Source organism: Tolypothrix bouteillei VB521301, assembly GCF_000760695.4.
Taxonomy (GTDB): domain Bacteria; phylum Cyanobacteriota; class Cyanobacteriia; order Cyanobacteriales; family Nostocaceae; genus Scytonema; species Scytonema bouteillei_A.
Window position 1 is genome coordinate 5,211,300 of record NZ_JHEG04000001.1, and the last position, 18,251, is coordinate 5,229,550.

Consider the following 18,251-nt stretch of genomic DNA (forward strand, 5'->3'; position numbering starts at 1 on the left):
TGCCAACCCAACCCTTCTACTACAGTCAAGGCTGCAACCCCGCAGACTGCACGCACCGAACCCCTAGCCACTCATTCGGCGAATGCTGCAAATTACTCAAGTCGTATTCAGGCGTAGATTAATCAGCACCATTGCCCTGCCAATTATCCTACCGTTGTTATTGTCAGGAATCTCAATATGGCAAATAACGCGTTTGCTTTCCGCTATGGACTGGGTTGACCATACCGACCAAGTGATTGCTCAAGCAAATCGCACTCAAAAACTCCTACTAGATTTAGAAACAGGAGTACGGGGTTTTCAAACTACAGGGGAACGCGAATTTTTAGAACCGTACCAGCAAGCTCGTTCTTATATCAACACTGCTTTTGATGAGTTAACGTATTTGGTTTCCGACAATTCTTTGCAACTTCAACGCTTAAGTCAACTGCGATCGCAGTATACAGCATGGTTCAGTTCTATTTCTCAAGCGATCGCTCGTAAAGAACGGGGTAATGTTGAACCTCTATCAGAACTTAGGGGTCGAAAGCTGAAAATGGACAAGATGCGGCTCTATTTTAATGAATTTATCGCAACCGAAGAGCAATTGCGCGATCGACGTGCCGAAGCAGTACAAACGACCACTCAGCGCGTCATCCTGAGCAGTGTTGTCTTATCAGTTAGTCTTGGTAGCTTCCTGGCTTACTACACTTGGAGGTACATTTTGAGTGTTTCTCAAAATTATGAGAGCGCTCTTTCAACAGCACGGGAACAAACAGAAAGTGCTCAACGCTCTGCTCAACGACTCGCTGCTTTACACACTATCGATCGAGCAATTTTAGAAGCTGAGTCAATAGAATCACTTATACGAAATGCCTTGATTCAAATGCATAAGTTAATTCCTTACGAACAGGCATTTGTTGCTCTTTTTAATTTTGAGAAAGGCACAAGCGATATTCTTGCTGGCATCATCTTACGTCAAGACTTAGAACCTTTCAATTGCGCTCCATTGCCCCTCGCTGACTTTGGTTACGAACCGAGCTTTTACCAGAATCCTAACTCTATTAAAAATTTAGTTGCCCATCAATCTTGTGATTCTATTTTAGCACACTTGCCTCTTGGGGGAATTCACAGTTGTCTTCGCATTCCCCTATTTGTTAAAGAAACATTGCTGGGGGAACTTAACCTTGCAGCAACTCAAACCAACGCTTTTGATGACGAAGCCCGAGAAATTGGGGGTGAAGTAGCAGCCCAGTTAGCTATTGCCATCCAACAATCCCTGTTACGCGACCAACTTCAACGCTATGCCTTAAAGTTAGAAGAGCGAGTGACCGAACGTACCACAGAGCTACAAGAAACCAACCAAGAACTCGAATCATTCACCTACTCAGTTTCTCACGATTTGCGATCGCCACTGCGTACAATGCAAGGTTTTGCTCAGGCATTACAAGAAGATTATGGCGACCAAATAGATTCAATGGGACAAGAATATATCCAGTTTATTACTGATGGTGCCATACATATGGACACCTTAATTTCCGATCTCCTGGCATACAGCCGCCTCAGTCGCGCCCAGATCCAACTTCAGCCTGTCGAGTTAAATAATGTTATTGAAGAAGCACAAAAACAGATCGCTACGCAAATGGCAGAAAAGAAAGCTGAAATTACAATTAATACTTCTCTCCCGTCAGTTATAGCTCATCGTTCTACACTCATTCAAGTCGTGACAAATTTACTCAGTAATGCTATCAAATTTGTAAAGCCAGGAGTACAGCCAAAAATTCAGATTTCGGCTCAAGAAAAACAAAATTTTGTAGAACTATCATTTGCAGACAACGGTATTGGTATTGCACCTGAGTATCAGGAGCGCGTTTTTCGGGTGTTTGAAAGGCTACACAGTACTGAAGAGTATCCGGGTACGGGTATTGGTTTGGCAATTGTCCGTAAAGGAATAGAGCGCATGGGCGGTCAAGTTGTTCTAGAATCAAAAGTTGGAGCAGGCAGCCGTTTCATTATAACTCTGCCTAAATCAGTAACCAGCGATCGGCGAGCGGTGTAAAAAAATGAAAACTTACGATTGGATTGTTGTTGGTGCTGGTATTGCGGGTGCTGCACTTGCTTATGAACTTGTTAAAAAGGGCTACGCAGTGCTGTTGTTGGAACAACAGGCAATTCCACAAAATGCAACAAGGTATAGTTATGGTGGAATCGCTTTTTGGGCTGGTACAACTCCTCTAACCAAACAATTATGTGCTGAAGGTATTGCACTCCATCAAAATCTATCACAAGAATTAGACTTTGATACTGAATTTCGAGAATTAGATTTACTTTTAACAATTCCTGCTGACACCAATCCACAAGAGGTTGCAGTATCTTACACTCGGTTTGACATTCCTCCAACGTTACTCAGCGTTAAAGAAGCTTGTGAATTAGAACCTTTATTGAACCCAAATGCGATCGCAGGTGCTTTAACTGTCAAACACGGTCACATTCACCCAGAAAAAACAGCCCAAGCTTACACAACAGCTTTTTTGCGTGCTGGGGGTGAAATGAAGATCGAACAAGTTATAAACCTCTACCCCCATTCGCTAACTCCCCCACCCTCTGATTTCTTAAGATTTACGGAAGTACAGACCACTACAGAAACGTACTATAGTGCTAACACTGTTGTTTGTGCGGGTGGTCTCAGCCGACAATTATTTCAGGCATCTAACGTTTCCATTAAGCTGTATTTCACTCATGCGGAAATGCTTGAAACTCCACCTATTGATAGTATCCAACTGCGGACTTTAGTTATGCCCGCAAATTTCAACCGATTTCAGTTGGAGACTGAATCTTCTAAAAATGATAGTGTGTGGACACAACCCGATTCTGAAGTTGTACCGCCTATTCTCGATACAGGGGCTATTCAATTTAAAGATGGGAGCTTCCGATTTGGTCAGATCAGTCGCGCATTAACAAACCCCTTCGCTCAGATTGATTCGACAGAAAGCGAAGCAACGATACGACAGGGGTTGAAAGAAATATTGCCAATTTTGGGGGACTTACCAGGAACTTGGCATCGCTGTTTGGTGTCATTCAGTCATGATGCACTTCCTGTAGTCGGTCGTATTTCAGGGCACGAAGGGATTTACGCTTTTTCTGGCTTCAGCAATCCCCTCGCGATCGTACCGACTTTAGCTCGGCGTTTTGCTAATTGGGTATCTGGAGAAAAAGACGAAATCATTCTTAAATTGTGTCCCCAACGCTTGTAAAATTATTGCAAATGACAGCTATAATAAAAACTAATACATCACTTGCATAATAGTATCAAGCTTTACAGATAGTATATTCTAGCATTCATGGCTGTGAATGTAAACCCTATTTACACCATTAGCTGGCACAATTTCTTGTTCTTCCAAAACGGCTTTAACGGCATCAGATGCAGCGAGAGCTTTAACTCCTGCTGCAGATATTTCGATAGGAATGGAACCCAATGCATCGGGTCTTTCTGCTAATTCCTTACCGCCAAAATCTTGGATAATTTTCTTAATGTAACTTAGCGCTTGAGCCGCTGAGTTACGAATTCCTTCTATTGTGGCTCGCCGTTCGGCTCTAGTTAAGCGCGAGTTAACTGGGTTGTCACAACGATCGTCCAGTTTTAAAAAAACTATCACGCTTACCTTTTGCTGGGGGGCTAGGTGACCCAGCCGACAGGCAAACTCAGAACTGATTTTATTTTTCTTTAAAGTTGTGTTGTTTGAGTACATGATGCACTTTCCTGGAGACCATCAACTAAGAGCGTTTAATGCTTCCACGGGCTGCACAACTCCCCATCCCCAACGATTGTCGGGACGGCGATCGTTTCCGCCTGGGTGTTGTGCTGTCTCCTTCAGTGCAGTCATAATATCCGTGACAGGTGCCGTTGGCTTAGCTGCCATTAACAACGCTGCCGCACCCGCAATATGTGGGGTTGCCATAGAAGTGCCATCCATATAGTTATACTCGTAGGTTCCGTTTGGTGTTTTCGTCGGTGGTATGCAAGAGTAGACTTGAGCACCTGGTGCAACAACGTCTGGCTTTGTTACCAAACCATTTGATTCATCTCCAGGAAACACAAGGCTTGCTCCGCTACTAAAGAAAGCGACATCAACCCTGTCGTTTGGCAGTTTTTCTATTGCACCCACACTGAAGGCATTGTATGCATTACCAGGTGAGCTAGTATTACCGTGGTTTTCGTTGCCGATCGCTACTACTGGTAAAATACCATACTGATTCACAAGGATGTCAAGTACCTCAGCGAAGAGAGGTTCGTAATAGCTAAGACCTAAAGACATATTTATAATATCAGCCCCTCTTTCGATAGCCCAAGAAATACCTTCCAATAAAGTTCTCAAAGTGGTATCCCCAATTAGCACACCAGCCACCAATAAATTCGCTTGTGGTGCAACGCCAATAGATAAACCTCTAGCAGTTTGTCCGCCTGCGATCGTTCCACAAACATGAGTTCCATGCTGTCCGCAATCAAAAGCTGGGGATGCATTAATTCGCCTCCCAAGGGGATCGATGACAACAAATTCTTTGACTCGTTTCTGGAGTGCTGGGTGAGCTGCATAAACGCCCGTATCTAAAACAGCGACGTTAATGTTTTCACCAGTCGTCTTTTCCCATAACCTGGGAATATCCAATTGTCTGAGACCCCAGGTGAAGTTTTCTTTACTCTCCTCAGCGAATAACTCAGAATATTCAATTTTTCGGGGCTGAATCAGGTGAATTTTTTGATTTGGCAAAATAGCAACAACATTAGGTTGTTCTACCAAAGCCTCCAACGTTTTGGGAGTCACTTCAACCGTTGCGACTGGCAATGCACCAGAACCAATGGTAGAAAACGCTAGAGGTTCGTCGTGATACCCTTTATCAAAAGTAGCTTCTTGGTAATCATCAAAGATTTCCGCCGCTACTTGAATGGTTGCTTGCTGTTGAACCTGAACCAACCGCTTTTTTAGTTCGCGCAAACGCCCTCTTGGTGGTAAGCCTTCACTGGGTGGCGCTTCGTAGATTACAATTGCATCCCGTTTGTCATCTTCTCCCATTTCAGCAAGAAAAGGTTCAAAAGCTGGTGAAATTTTGTTTTCTGGATTCATTGCGATCTACCTCTTACTCAATTAAGTGTTGTTAGCTTAGTGGTTGTCTATAGTAAAACTGCGGATTTTTTACTCGTCTTCAGTATTAATTGACGGCAAATCAATTAACCTTATTTGAAATCCTGCTAAAGTAATGATATTTATGTTTTTGTTTGGTAGAGCAATTGCCAAGCAACGGATAGGTACCTCGATCGAGGGACGAATTTATCGTTATAAAAGTCCCCACACGCTTTTAAAAATAGCAAAATTTTAACTTACTATAAACTTTTTACGTACTGTTTGACGTTCTTCTAAAAAGTATGGTAAGTAATTTTGCCCAAGAACCTGAAATAGGAAAATAATTTATTATATAATTCTACCTTATATCATTTTTAATTAATAGACCAATAGAATTATGTATTGTTCAAATCCTCAAGATACTACTGTTGGGGAAAATATACTTTACATATACTTCATATATTATTCGTTAAAAATACACATTAATCTTAAGTCTTTGTAAAGATGGGAACTTTTTAAATTATAGATTTTATATTCTAGATTTTGGATTGGGAATAAGTTTTTCTTCCCAGTTCTCCCAAGTTCTGCAGTTCCTAATCCCCAATTCCCATTTTTACAATTTCTGCAATTTCCCGTAAAAGATTGTTCTGTTCTTGTTGAATTTCCTCTAAGCGAATAGAAATATCTGTCAATCTTTGCTGCTTATCCTTAGGAATGAGTTGAGTCTGATGCGGTAGTAAAGATTGTATATTCGCATCACTCATTTGAGTACTTGTAACTTGTTTTGCACCGGAATCAACAATTTTACCAAATGATTGAAGACCCATTTTGACAAGAAATTGAAGCCCTCTTAATGGAAGTTGTAAAAGTGACAGACTTGCTGCTTCAATAAATCGGCTTATGGCTTTTACAGAACTACTGAGGATAGAAAAAGTGAAAAGCAGGATAACTACACTAATAATTGGGTGATGAGCCCCAGCATCGAGAAGTTTTACCAGCCTGAAAAGTATGGGGTGTTGCTCAAACCAATGATTTAGGGATGAAGAGAGAGCAGTTTGAACTGTTTGCGAGGTTGTATTCTTTATTTGCTCTGCAGACTGTAGAGTCTGTTCTAAATTGAAAGTTGGTAATGGGGGAAAGGACATGGAAGACATGGGGGATGAGGGAGACAAGGGGGATGCTCGATGGCGATCGCCTCTACAAGCATGGTGAAAAACCCGCTTGATGGAAACCGTCAGGTCAAAGGGTAAAGCGCGGATTGTACAAAAGTCGTGATAGTCACATCATTAATGCAGATTGCAATGGTAGTGCTAACATCATGAGAAAAGTAGCCTCACAGCTAGGACTGAACCTAGCCAAGGTGGGTAGGGGAGCCTTGACACTCCCAAGACGAGTTGATTTGTTTAACGGATTAAGTAAATCATATCGTAAACGTTGTGTAGCACGGCTTCAGCCTGGGTAACTACATCAGTTTAGAATTCCCTGTGTTTCAACTAGGGGAGATGTCAACCTATGCCAAGAATCCCTAACATGAAATGTTACAGACAGATAATGAATTCGCATGAATTTTCGGACTGATGTATGATGAGTGTGTAAGGTTTTTATAAAAGCAATACTCCGGGGGTCAGTTAAGTTACTGCAAAGCTATGGCTCAAGTACTAATGAGTACACTGCACAGCAGTCACTGTACTGTGATTTAAGTCACAACTAACTCATACTTATGACGTCGATCGTAATGGCTCTTAGGTAGGAGGAATTGGGTTTGCTTAAATTGTTACAAATAAAACGAGTTCGAGCCAAATCTGGCATTGAGCCACCTATAAGATAAGTGCCTTCTCTCCACCCATTATGAAGCAGGCATAAACGCAGAGTGCATCTACCTTTACCTTTTGGTAAAGCCTAATTCTCATGGGAGGTTAAATTTAAGAAAATGTTTTGTAAAAAAACTAACCAATATCGCCGCTCTGTGCTGACACCGAACCTAAAGCACAAATTTGTAGAAACTTTATTTGACAGATTGCTAAATCCCTGTTAGTAAAGCACTTTACTTTAAACTCGATTATAGATACTAAGATGCTGGCCTGCTTTTTGTCAAGTCAAAAACAGGATCGAACTTAGATTTAATTAGATAGTAGGGGAAAGTAAATTCCCTGACAACAGGCGTCTACCAACTCGCCCCAGTCTGTTTGCACAATAAAAATGTAAGTCTTATGAATACGCTCGCTCATTTATTAAGTCTATGTGCTCTTTCCGTGTCTGCGTTAACTGCTATGTCTGCTGTCAGTATTGCACAGACTGCACCAACACCTAGCACCGAGACACAGCCAACTAATACAAATACTACACCAACACCTAACACCCAAACAAAACCAACCAATACAAATACTACACCAATACCTAGCACCGAGACACAGCCAACTAATACAAATACTACACCAACACCTAACACCCAAATAAAACCAACCAATACAAATACTACAAACGCACAACAGATTTGCTCGTATAACACTGTTGAAGGTTTGTTACCTCCACCATCCAATCAGCAGCAAAATTCTTCGCTGTCCTATCTAGCAGAGCAAGGTTTTGTGCAAAATGCTGAGGGTGCTTGGGTGTGTTATGCCAATGACGAACAAAAACCAGGGCGCTACTACACACTTTTTAAAGTACAACAAATCAACGGAGCGCTGATCGCTACGTCTTTTCTAGACCAAGGGACTCCGATCCAAGAACAAGGAGATCGTACCGTTGAATTGTTTATGAAGCTCATTCAAAATCATACAAAAGCCAATACACAAAACCAGCAAAGTATACAAAGATACTTGTCATCCTTCGTCTCCTTAGTTGAGCAAGGTAAAGTACAACCTTCACGGCGAGGTTATCTCTTTGACCAACCCAGTCGCGGACTTGTTTTATACCATCCTGTAACGGGAGGAGATCTCCAAGGTACGGGAATCACCATAAATATTAACTCTCCCCAGAACTTAGTTGCTTCTCCTGCGTCATAACACTTACGCACTGAGTTTTTTTATTAAAACCGTATCAAGACCACAGACCATACCAAGCGAGAATGGAGGTTAGGCTTGTTTAAATCCCGTATCGTAAAAACCGCAATTGCATTCACATCCTATCTAGCAGCGACCGTCACTGCTCCACACCAAGCATTAGCGCAGCTGAATGTAGGGCGTTATGGAATCCAACCAGGGCTAGAGCCAAATTATCTTCAATACCAATTGTCCGGGCGGGATTTGACCCAACTGCGCGGTATCCCCGCTTGTCATGTAGGCTTTGGTGCGGGCTGTGATAAGTCTGCAGCAATACTCCAACAAATAGTAGAATCCAACAACGGGCCAACATACCAAGAGTTAATTATCCGCGCTGCTGGGGGGCAAGCAAACTTCCAAAATTTTGCCTCCTATTACGGCAACAATCCCAATCTCTCATTAGTACCTTTGTCCTCATTCTGGGCTAATGATGACCCACATATTCTAGATGGATATAGATATACCCTTGGACAGCCAGTTAATAGAACACCCGTACAAGGTTTGGGGGAAGTAACGAAAAACTTCTACTGGTCGCCAGAGAGAAGTGGAACCTCCGAAAGCTTGCGCGACGGATTGCTGGATTTGAAATACTCCTACGGACGTTTGCTTTTAGAAGAAGTCGCGAAAATTCCTAATGCCCAGCAACAAATCCAGGCTTTAAATCTCCCATCAGATGTTAAACAATTTTATACACGTCAACTTACTCAAGGGGTAAGTTCATTAAGGAGTGGAAATCAGGCACAACTTCAAAACAACCTTCTTGAAGTACTGTCAATGCCATTCAATCACAGTAACGCAGAGTACAATCGTCCTCCGCTTGGTATTCCTGAAGAGTATGCTTCACTTACTGGGATCGCTCTACCAGGGGAGTCTTTTATTGCTGTCGGACCAACAGATTTACCAGTTGGAGAAGTTGCTGAGCTAGGTTCTCCTTTTTTGGTTGAAGGAAACGTTGTATCGCAAGTCCCCAGTGGTCAACGTGCTAGTGGGTTCCCCTTCTGGGTACTTGGTGCCATACCCCTAGCCCTGTTACCTTTTGCCTTTGGTGGCGGTGGTGGAGATGATGACTCAAATACAGAAAATGTACCACCTTCAGTGACACCTCCAGTTGGAGAACAGCCTCCTAGCGAACAACCGCCTGTGACACCTCCAGTTGGAGAACAGCCTCCCGGAGAACAACCGCCTGTGACACCTCCAGTTGGAGAACAACCTCCCGGAGAACAACCACCTGTGACGCCTCCAGTTGGAGAACAGCCTCCCGGAGAACAACCGCCTGTGACACCTCCAGTTGGAGAACAACCTCCCGGAGAACAACCACCTGTGACGCCTCCCGGAGAACAACCACCCGGAGAACAACCACCTGTGACGCCTCCAGTTGGAGAACAGCCTCCCGGAGAACAACCACCTGTGACGCCTCCAGTCAAGATACCCGAGTCCTCAACATTGACACCCCTGTTGGTACTCACACTGGTAATGTCTTTATTTGGTTATAAAAAGTGGTATGTACGCAGAGGATAAACTACCTTAAATAATTTCGTTTCAGCGAACTAACAGCTTTCAATTCCAGGATGGACACTGCTTGGCAAAAACACCAAATTCCTCTTTCGATCGGCTCCGGTGGTGTACACATCTTTAGAGAGCTCCCTAAAACACCCGATAAATTAGGGGACTTGAAAATTTTCCCCCCCTTTTTAAGCTAAGGTGGTGTACACATCTTTAGAGAGCTCCTTAAAACTCCCAATAAATTGGGAGACTTGAAAAATTTTCCCCCTTTTTAAGGGGGGAACTTCATTCCAATTCTCCCTTTTCACGATGTTTCATCTCTTTTCTAGAGATCTGTACACCACCGTAGCTGGGGTTGGGGGAGATGGGGGAATCTGTAAAACTTTAATCCATCACTAAAAACTTTTCAGATATCCCCAAGATTGCGATATCTATCCTAAAGACAAGATGCTTGCATTTCAATAAATGTTGAATCCTTTTTTATTTTAAATATTGATTGTTACAGTATTCTTGAGTAGGTGTTACAGAAACCACTTCTACTTCTACTGACTTTCCCGAATCTGGGTTAATAAGAAATTCACTAGCTCCCACATGGGGTTTTTGAGGATTTCCCCAATCATAGGTGTAACCCAAACCCGTCCAAGGGTAATGTTCGCCATTACCTTCATAGGAACTTTTGTAGATCTTTTGCAAAACAGAATTACTATCAGGTACGGGGACAGGTAATACCTTACAGGTGGAGTCACCGATTTCTGGATCGATACAGGGTCTGCTTAAATCTTCAGCCTTGACCCACATTTCTACAAAATGTGTTTTATTAGCGTATTTATTTAAAACCAAGCCTAAATATTGCTGCAATCTTAGCGAAAGCATGATGTTTCCTGGAATATTTATACCTAAACCTTTACAGGTATGGCAAAATTCTTTGACTTGATTGGCTGCTGTTAACCAAGTCTGATTGTCAATTTGTTTTAAACCGGGCTTCCAATCTGCGTTAGGGTTTTGTAGATATTTCCAACTCACCATTAGAAATTCTGTTGTGCCATTATTTATTCTTGTCTTGATTTTAGAATTACTGGTTGTCAATCCCCAAAGATTATCTACCACTTTTTCTTGGCTTGGTCTTTTTGCATCTTCAATAGAGTCATCTAATTTCTTTTTAAGGAACTTATAGCTTTCTGGCTTATTTTTTTTTAAATACTCGCTGACATCAAGGTTACTGTTTGATTGCGCTAATAATCCCCTAACTAAGATGGATTTGTCTCCTTGAGAAGTATCTTTAGCTAATAAATTAGAAGCACTCAATACCAAACAAGCTCCTATTAAGGCTACTAAAAATTGACTGTTTCGTGGTCTCATTGCTATATTAATAATTGTGTCAAAAACTTGCAGACTCAGTTGCGTCGCGATCGCATCTTAGCTGAGAGCGTGTATGAGACTTCTAAAATATTTATAAAAATTTTAAGTCCTGTAGTATTGTCAAGTCAGCCTTGACCTATCAGCCTAAGATTTTCCGATGTGGTCATCCTATTTGAGATCCAAACAAGGGGGAGCGGGGAGACAAGGAAGAGGTGTTTGTAACTCTTACACGGAGTGCTATATCAAGTTCGTAGTAGCAATGCATGGGAAGATAGTTTCTACGTTTCCCCAAATTCACTAGTTATTTCTTGCAAAATTGCATCAATATCTGTTTTTTTCAACAAGACTCCATCTACTTCTTCAAAGATTCTAATAGCTTCTTGAAATGAATCTTCAGAATCATATTGATCCTCAAAATATTCTCCATTTTTATAACCGTAAATAATTAAATTAGAATCTATTTTTTTTATAAAGTTTTGAGGATAAATAATATCTTTTACACTTTCAAAGTAACCCTTAAGATATTCATAAAAATAATTTAAAAAGCAATTGATTTCTTGACGGGAAAATTCAAATTCAAAAGGCTCTCGCAATCTTTGAGTCTCGTAACCATATATACTATTTTCTATAATTCTATAAAGACTAAAATAAACAGATCCTCTACGGTCATAAATACTCATTAAGTAATACAAACGCCCTATCTGTTTCTTGACTACCAGTAATATAGGAAAACAAAAAGATCCTTTCCAATCATCAAATAAATTACTACTCTCTCCAAAAATCCATTCTAAAATGATAAATGTTTCTGCTAAATTTAGCCTGTCTTCCCTAGTGCGATCGCTAAGATAAAGCTCGAGATAAAAGCGAAAATCATCGGCTATTGGGAGACTATTTTCTCTTAATTTTTCATACTCTGACTTATCTAACCTCCAAAGCTGATACTTAATACCAGCATGCTGTAGATCGAGCTTGCATCTCTTTTTAACTTGCTTAATGACTTGCCTCATAAGTTATCCTGATATTGGGAGCGACCTTTCGGTCATAATTGAAGAAAGCAGAAGTACGAAGGCAGAGGGCAGAAGGTTCCATTTAGAAGGGGATTCAGACCCCTCCTAAATGGTAGCGACTGAACGGAGTTCAGTCTGGGTCTTAAACCCTTGTTCCCTTTGGTCACTCGCAGAGAGCGGAGCCAGTATTCTCGAATGCCTCCTGCAAAGCTGCCCTCTGCCTTTCTTGATAAAATTTGCGACTGCACAAGTAAAACCTATTTAGGTGGATTTGAAAATTTCCAACCGTTATTTTTCCCTTCTTTTATAGTATATTGGTACTAGAAAAGAAAACAATACACCAGACATTTTTTATAGGTAGACAGCAGAATATATATCCCACCCATTGGTTCACCGAGACGAGACGAGCGTTTGTGTGGTAGCAAATTTTATTCGCCCAAAATTTATGCTCCGACAAAAGAAACAGCTTACTCTTGAAGAACAAGCCTTAATGCCAGTTATCCGAAATGAATGGATAAGAATCGCTTTGGATACTTCACCTACAAATAAACAACAAGCGGAAACTGCGATCGCATTAGCTTATGAATCTGTAGAACTAGAACCGCCCCAATAAATTCTATGGTTTGATAACCCAGTGGTAGCAGTTTCTTGGATAGCTTTAAATAAAAATTTCGTAGGGCGTTTCGTTGACTATCTCGCCCTGAAGTTTCAGCAAGCTTTAAACCTTGCCATTGAGCAACTGATTGCTCCCGTTCTTTTAGAAGAGTTAAGACTTGGATATTTTCACAAGCTCGACGAACAATTAACAGGCATCGTTGATATCTTATATACGACGCAAGAAATTGTTGGGGAAGCCCTGTTGGATCGTTTTGGTGACGATTGCGATACGCTTTGGACACGCTATATTGAAGATGCAACTGAGTGTTATGCTCGGGGGGTTGACTTTGCTAGCTGTGCTTACTACTCTTACCTAGATGCTATTGGCATTAACTACCCCATGCTCGCTTGGTGGTTAACTGCCAAACATTGTGGCTTTTGGTGGGCTTTTAAAGATGTTGCTGTTATCACTCCCAAACCTTCAGCTATTTATCTAAATACAGAAGGCAGATTATGTGCTAAAGGAATGCCTGCTGTTGTTTATTGCGGATTTAGAATATACAGCGATGGGGGGATAAACCATTGGGAAATCGATCCCGAAGGCTTTGACCTGCAAAGCTAACCTTACCAATGCAAAAGCAGCCCAACCAACACAAAGCTTTGACGTTTGGGCTGAAATTGCTGCCTTGGGTTGAAGTTAATAGTTAGTAGTTAGCTGTTCCACTAACGACTAACAACTAACAACTAACAATCTAGGAAGCTGATTCTCTGGTTGCTGCGCTAGAACCTAATTTCTTTGGCAACCCGGAGGATTCACCACGATTGGAAGACTCGCGACGTCCGCCACCTGTCCGCAGTTTGGGCTTGGGAGTCCGTTTGTCTCCTTCTTGGTTACCACCTTCTCCCCAGGACGAGCGATGTCGGTCGCGATCGCCGCCACCTTCTCCACGACGGTTTGACCGCAGTCTGGGTTTGGGGGTTGGAGGTACGAGATCTTCTTCTGGAATATCTTCTGTTTGCAACCAAGCAGGACGAGTTTGGTCGTAGGTAATTTGCAACGCTGCTGCTGCGATCGCTTGAGGATCGTATTTTTCGCTCAGCTCGTTAACAATTGGTAAGAATGAAGCCAACCGTTCGCCAGCGAGTGCTTCACGCACTTGAACTTGTAGCTTGTCTAACTGTTTTGCTTCAATTTGCGCCCTTGTGGGGATTGACAAAACTTGCCAATTTTGCTTAATGTGACGTTCAAAGAGTTGCTGTTTGCGACGTTCAAAAGGCTGTACTAAAGTAATCGCTGTTCCTTCTTTTCCTGCGCGTCCTGTACGACCAATTCTATGAACGTAAGTTTCTACGCTATCAGGTAAGTCGAAGTTGATCACGTGAGACAACTGGTCAACATCCAAACCTCGTGCTGCAATATCTGTTGCTACCACCCACCGGACTTGGCGATTGCGGAATCTAGTTAACAACCGTTCCCGCGCCTGCTGTGACAAGTCGCCATGATATTCATCTACACTGTGACCGGCTGACTGAAGTTGGTTGGTGAGTTCAGCCGCAGTCCGTCTGGTGCGGACGAAGATCAAAGCTGTTTCTGGATCTTCCATTTCCAGGATTGGCTGTAAAGCTTTTGCTTTTGTCCAATGACGGGGAACAACATAAGCCACCTGATTAATTTTATTAGGCGCAGCTTTCGGTTGCTCAACAGTTATTGTCACTGGAGAATTCAAAAATCTGTTCACCAACTGACGGATCGATGGTGGCATTGTTGCTGAGAACAAAGCTGTTTGACGTTCTTCTGGCGCTTGCGACAGAATTTTCTCAACATCATCAATAAAGCCCATGCTCAACATTTCATCGGCTTCATCCAATACCATCCACTTGACTCGATCCAGTTTTAGACTGCCTCTGTCAAGCAAATCTATGACTCGACCTGGGGTACCCACAACAATATGAACACCACGCTTGAGTTGTAAAATTTGACGGTCAATAGATTGACCCCCATAGATAGCTAGAGCTTTCAGTCCTTGGGTGCCAATAAATTCACTGATAGCATCGTGAACTTGAATGGCCAATTCACGTGTTGGCGTCAATACCAGAGCCTGCACCGCTTTTTGATTGATATCAATTCTTTCTAGAATTGGTAGTGAAAATGCAGCCGTTTTTCCCGTACCTGTTTGAGATTGACCGACAACATCACGACCTGACAAAAGATGTGGAATTGCTTGTGATTGAATGTTAGTTGGTGCGCTAAAACCCAATTTTTCTAACTGCTCAATGCGTTCGGTGGAAAGCCCTAAATCTAGAAACGAAAGGTTCATTAATTCTCCTATTAAATTGATTGGTGCTAATTGCTAAGTGCTAATTGCTAATAGTTAATAGTGAATGCTCTTTACCATTAGCTATTAGCTATTAGTTATTAGCTATTAGTTATTGACAATGTGACCGTAAAGGTCATAAGCATCAGCATTTTGGATAGTAACTGGTACGATAGACCCTAACCGGGCATTTCCTTTAACAAACACCTGCCCATCGACTTCCGGTGCAAATCTACCAGAACGACCCGCTAATTCTCCTGTTTGAGGATGTTCTTGCTCAATCAGAACATCCACAACCTTGCCAATTTCCTGCTGATTTTTCTTGAGAGAAATTGGCTGTTGAAGTTCCATCACCGCGTTTCGTCGCTCATCCATGATTTCTTGAGAAATCTGATTTGGTAAGTTGTAGGCGGGTGTTCCTTCTTCTGGCGAAAAAGTAAAGACCCCTACATGATCGAATTCATGGCGTTTAACGAATTGCAACAGATGCTCAAAATGCTCATCACTTTCACCTGGAAACCCAACGATAAACGTTGTTCGCAGCACAGCTTCCGGTAGTTCATCCTTGATACGTTCAATAATCGCATCATTTACTCTTCCTTGCCAAGGACGATTCATGGCGCGGAGAATTTCTGGATGGGAGTGTTGTAAAGGTAAATCCAGGTAGGGTAAGACATTATTGTTTTGTTTAATTACCGCTATCACATCGGGAGTCAGACCTGTGGGATAAGCATAGTGCATGCGTATCCACGGAACATTAACCTTCCCCAAAGCTCGAAGTAGTTCAGCTAACTTCGGCTTGCCATAAATATCTGTACCGTAATTGGTGGTAATTTGGGAAATCAGAATAATTTCCTGTACCCCTTGACTGGCTAACTGCTCAGCCTCGGTAACTATTGATTCTATAGAACGAGAACGTTGGTTTCCGCGTAGATGAGGAATAATGCAAAACGCGCAGCGATAATCACACCCTTCCGCAACTCGTAGATAAGCTACGCCCTCGGTTGTGGTACGGTAACGGGGTGTTGTTTCATCAGCAATATAGGTCGGTTGTTCGCTAACGAACTTAACCCGATGACCTTGTTCTACTTTCTGAATCACATCGACTATCTTATGATAATCTCCCGTTCCCACCACTGCTACGGCTTCTGGCAACTCTTCCAATAACTGTTCTTGAAAGTGCTGCGCCATACAGCCTGTGATAACGATTTTTTTATCTGCTTCTGCCAATTCTACTAGAGTTCTGACAGATTCTTCTCGTGCTGCTTCAATAAAACTACACGTATTAACTATAACGTATTCTGCTAACTCTTCATTAGTATCTACGCTGTATCCTGCTTCAACAAGCAGTCCTAACATATGCTCTGTATCAATTCTGTTTTTCTCGCATCCTAGGTGAGAAATTGCTATTGTTGGCTTGTCACCCATATCATAAAAGAGCCTTGAGGTTTTCCTTTTATATCGTTAGTTTTTTGTCAAGCGCTAGTTTCTGACTGCCTCGCACTTGCCTTTGTGTCAAGTCATTACACACACTAGATCCTTTGATCATACCTACCGAACAGCAGCAATGACCCTAAAATCTGGAGTTCATGCTATGATATCTTCAACAAACTGTTTTCCGGAGAAAAATAAACAGTCTTTAGAAAATTTTGACAATATCGCTCAATCTTTCTTAACAAATGCCCTCTGGTATTTTACATTACCGCAACGCGCCTATAATTTAGTTTACCTGTTGGGGAGCCGCCCCCTACTTTAATCTTGGTGAGAACGACAACCAATCTGCTCGATCTCGCCGCAACCAAGTATGTGTGGCTTGTTTCGAGAAGTCGCTACCCAAAGGAAAACAGCGCGTAACTACGCCATTATAACGGTAATGCGACCTCATGTGTTGAGGTTAAGCCTGCAATTTTAACAAGCAGACAGTTTTCCCTAAGGGAAGCTACCTCGCCTTTGATGAGTGGCAAACTCCTCTGTATACAGCTATTATCTTAACATATCTTAGAGAACGTTTAACGCTAAGTTACATCTTGGGACAGAAGAAATATTATTTTTTTTTAAGGGAGTGAGTGGGAACAGCAGCCGGGGAGCCGTACAGGGCGAAACGGGCTATATCCTTTTCTAGACTCTTTTAGGTATATTGACATAAAATTGGCATGACGCCCAATCAGTGTGGCGTAGAAATGCTCGGATAGAAGAAATCTATCACAGACGTACTACAAAGCGATCGCAAAAACTTTTCAGATGATTTGCTGGAAAATACACCGCAGAGTTCCCCTTATCCAAGGTTATCCATTTATGGGTAGAGTGGGGAAAGTTTTTAGGAGCGGTTAAGAACGTGGACTTATATCAGCTATTTAAAACCCGAACACCGATTATTGGCGTAGTTCACCTACTACCGTTACCTACTTCACCCCGTTGGGGAGGTAGCCTCAAAGCAGTGATTGACCGTGCCGAACAAGAAGCAACAGCTCTTGCTAGTGGAGGAGTTGACGGTATCATTGTGGAAAACTTTTTTGATGCCCCTTTTACAAAACATCAAGTCGATCCGGCTGTTGTCAGCGCCATGAGTGTGGTGACACAACGAGTACAAAGTTTGGTAACGGTACCTGTGGGCATTAATGTTTTGCGGAATGACGGCAGAAGTGCAATGGCGATCGCCACTTGTGTAAAAGCGCAGTTTATCCGGGTGAACGTGCTAACAGGTGTGATGGCAACCGATCAAGGTATTATTGAGGGAGATGCTTACCAACTCCTACGTTATCGACGGGAGTTGGGTAGCGATGTCAAAATTTTCGCCGATGTACTAGTTAAACATGCCCATCCGTTAAGTTCGGTGAATCTCACAGTTGCTGTTGAGGATACTATTGAACGCGGTTTGGCAGATGCTGTCATTTTGTCTGGTTGGTCTACGGGTAGCCCGACCAACTTAAAAGATTTGGAATTAGCCAGTGCTGTTGCCAATGGAACGCCCGTATTCATAGGCAGTGGAGCATCCTGGGAAAATATTGCTACACTGTTACAGGCAGCAGATGGTGTCATTGTTTCCAGTTCTCTCAAACGCCACGGTCGCCGCGAACAACCAATAGACCCGAATCGGGTAAGTCAGTTTGTGGAGGCTGCTCGCAAAGGCTGGAACTCCAAAGGAGAATCTCAATCTATTTCCTCAGTTAGTCGTTAGTAGTTAGTGGTGAGTTCAGTCCTACAGGCGAGTTTCTCGCGTCTTTGGATCTGGCGAAACCTAAGGGTTAGTGGCTCTATTAACTACTAACCGCTAACCCTTCGGTTTCACCAATCGCTAGGGCGTGGGAAACCCCTCCCTTGTATCTTCTTACG

14 protein-coding genes are annotated in these 18,251 nt (G+C 42.4%); 7 read left to right on the plus strand and 7 right to left on the minus strand.

The features are described 5' to 3' along the window. Positions 1–82: 82 nt before the first annotated feature. Both HC643_RS20965 and HC643_RS20970 read left to right on the plus strand, forming a co-directional pair. The gene (locus tag HC643_RS20965; protein ID WP_038078133.1) at positions 83–2,035 is read left to right on the plus strand and encodes a sensor histidine kinase; all 1,953 of its coding nucleotides are present in this window, start codon (positions 83–85) and stop codon (positions 2,033–2,035) included. A 4-nt stretch (positions 2,036–2,039) separates the two neighbouring features. Then, entirely contained in the window at positions 2,040–3,230 is a 1,191-nt protein-coding gene (locus HC643_RS20970) for an NAD(P)/FAD-dependent oxidoreductase (RefSeq protein ID WP_038078132.1), read from the plus strand. Positions 3,231–3,308: 78 nt separating this feature from the next. On the opposite strand, the gene HC643_RS20975 is transcribed toward HC643_RS20970, so the two are convergent. From HC643_RS20975 to HC643_RS20985, 3 genes are all read right to left on the minus strand, one after another. After that, the gene (locus tag HC643_RS20975; RefSeq protein WP_038078130.1) at positions 3,309–3,725 is read right to left on the minus strand and encodes a hypothetical protein; all 417 of its coding nucleotides are present in this window, start codon (positions 3,723–3,725) and stop codon (positions 3,309–3,311) included. Positions 3,726–3,746: 21 nt separating this feature from the next. Further along, positions 3,747–5,099, minus strand: a complete 1,353-nt coding sequence (locus HC643_RS20980; RefSeq protein WP_202048636.1) for a S8 family serine peptidase — start codon at positions 5,097–5,099, stop codon at positions 3,747–3,749. 590 nt (positions 5,100–5,689) lie between these two features. Beyond that, complete coding sequence (locus HC643_RS20985; protein ID WP_167844724.1) at positions 5,690–6,250, minus strand: hypothetical protein; 561 nt, start codon at positions 6,248–6,250, stop codon at positions 5,690–5,692. Between the two features lie 1,056 nt (positions 6,251–7,306). Here HC643_RS20985 and HC643_RS20990 point away from each other — a divergent pair. Both HC643_RS20990 and HC643_RS20995 read left to right on the plus strand, forming a co-directional pair. Then, entirely contained in the window at positions 7,307–8,101 is a 795-nt protein-coding gene (locus HC643_RS20990; protein WP_137986136.1) for a hypothetical protein, read from the plus strand. Between the two features lie 75 nt (positions 8,102–8,176). Next, a complete protein-coding gene (locus HC643_RS20995) occupies positions 8,177–9,655 on the plus strand; it encodes a hypothetical protein (RefSeq protein ID WP_167844725.1) in 1,479 nt (492 codons plus the stop codon). Between the two features lie 465 nt (positions 9,656–10,120). Here the strand turns inward: HC643_RS20995 and HC643_RS21000 are convergent, their stop codons facing one another. Further along, positions 10,121–10,999, minus strand: a complete 879-nt coding sequence (locus HC643_RS21000) for a hypothetical protein (RefSeq protein WP_038078125.1) — start codon at positions 10,997–10,999, stop codon at positions 10,121–10,123. A gap of 278 nt (positions 11,000–11,277) precedes the next feature. Continuing rightward, positions 11,278–12,006: a hypothetical protein gene (locus HC643_RS21005; protein WP_038078124.1), complete on the minus strand. Its 729-nt coding sequence runs from the start codon at positions 12,004–12,006 to the stop codon at positions 11,278–11,280. Between the two features lie 445 nt (positions 12,007–12,451). On the opposite strand from HC643_RS21005, the gene HC643_RS21010 reads away from it, so the two are divergent. Beyond that, positions 12,452–12,619: a hypothetical protein gene (locus tag HC643_RS21010; protein WP_153021562.1), complete on the plus strand. Its 168-nt coding sequence runs from the start codon at positions 12,452–12,454 to the stop codon at positions 12,617–12,619. 21 nt (positions 12,620–12,640) lie between these two features. Next, complete coding sequence (locus HC643_RS21015; RefSeq protein WP_050045330.1) at positions 12,641–13,225, plus strand: DUF6745 domain-containing protein; 585 nt, start codon at positions 12,641–12,643, stop codon at positions 13,223–13,225. Between the two features lie 130 nt (positions 13,226–13,355). On the opposite strand, the gene HC643_RS21020 is transcribed toward HC643_RS21015, so the two are convergent. Both HC643_RS21020 and rimO read right to left on the minus strand, forming a co-directional pair. Beyond that, positions 13,356–14,921, minus strand: coding sequence for a DEAD/DEAH box helicase (locus HC643_RS21020; protein WP_038078122.1), 1,566 nt, complete (start codon positions 14,919–14,921; stop codon positions 13,356–13,358). Between the two features lie 105 nt (positions 14,922–15,026). Continuing rightward, on the minus strand, positions 15,027–16,346 hold the full coding sequence (gene rimO, locus HC643_RS21025) for a 30S ribosomal protein S12 methylthiotransferase RimO (RefSeq protein WP_038078121.1): 1,320 nt from the start codon (positions 16,344–16,346) through the stop codon (positions 15,027–15,029). Positions 16,347–17,253: 907 nt separating this feature from the next. On the opposite strand from rimO, the gene btpA reads away from it, so the two are divergent. Next, entirely contained in the window at positions 17,254–18,096 is an 843-nt protein-coding gene (btpA, locus tag HC643_RS21035; RefSeq protein WP_038078120.1) for a photosystem I biogenesis protein BtpA, read from the plus strand. Positions 18,097–18,251: the final 155 nt, after the last annotated feature.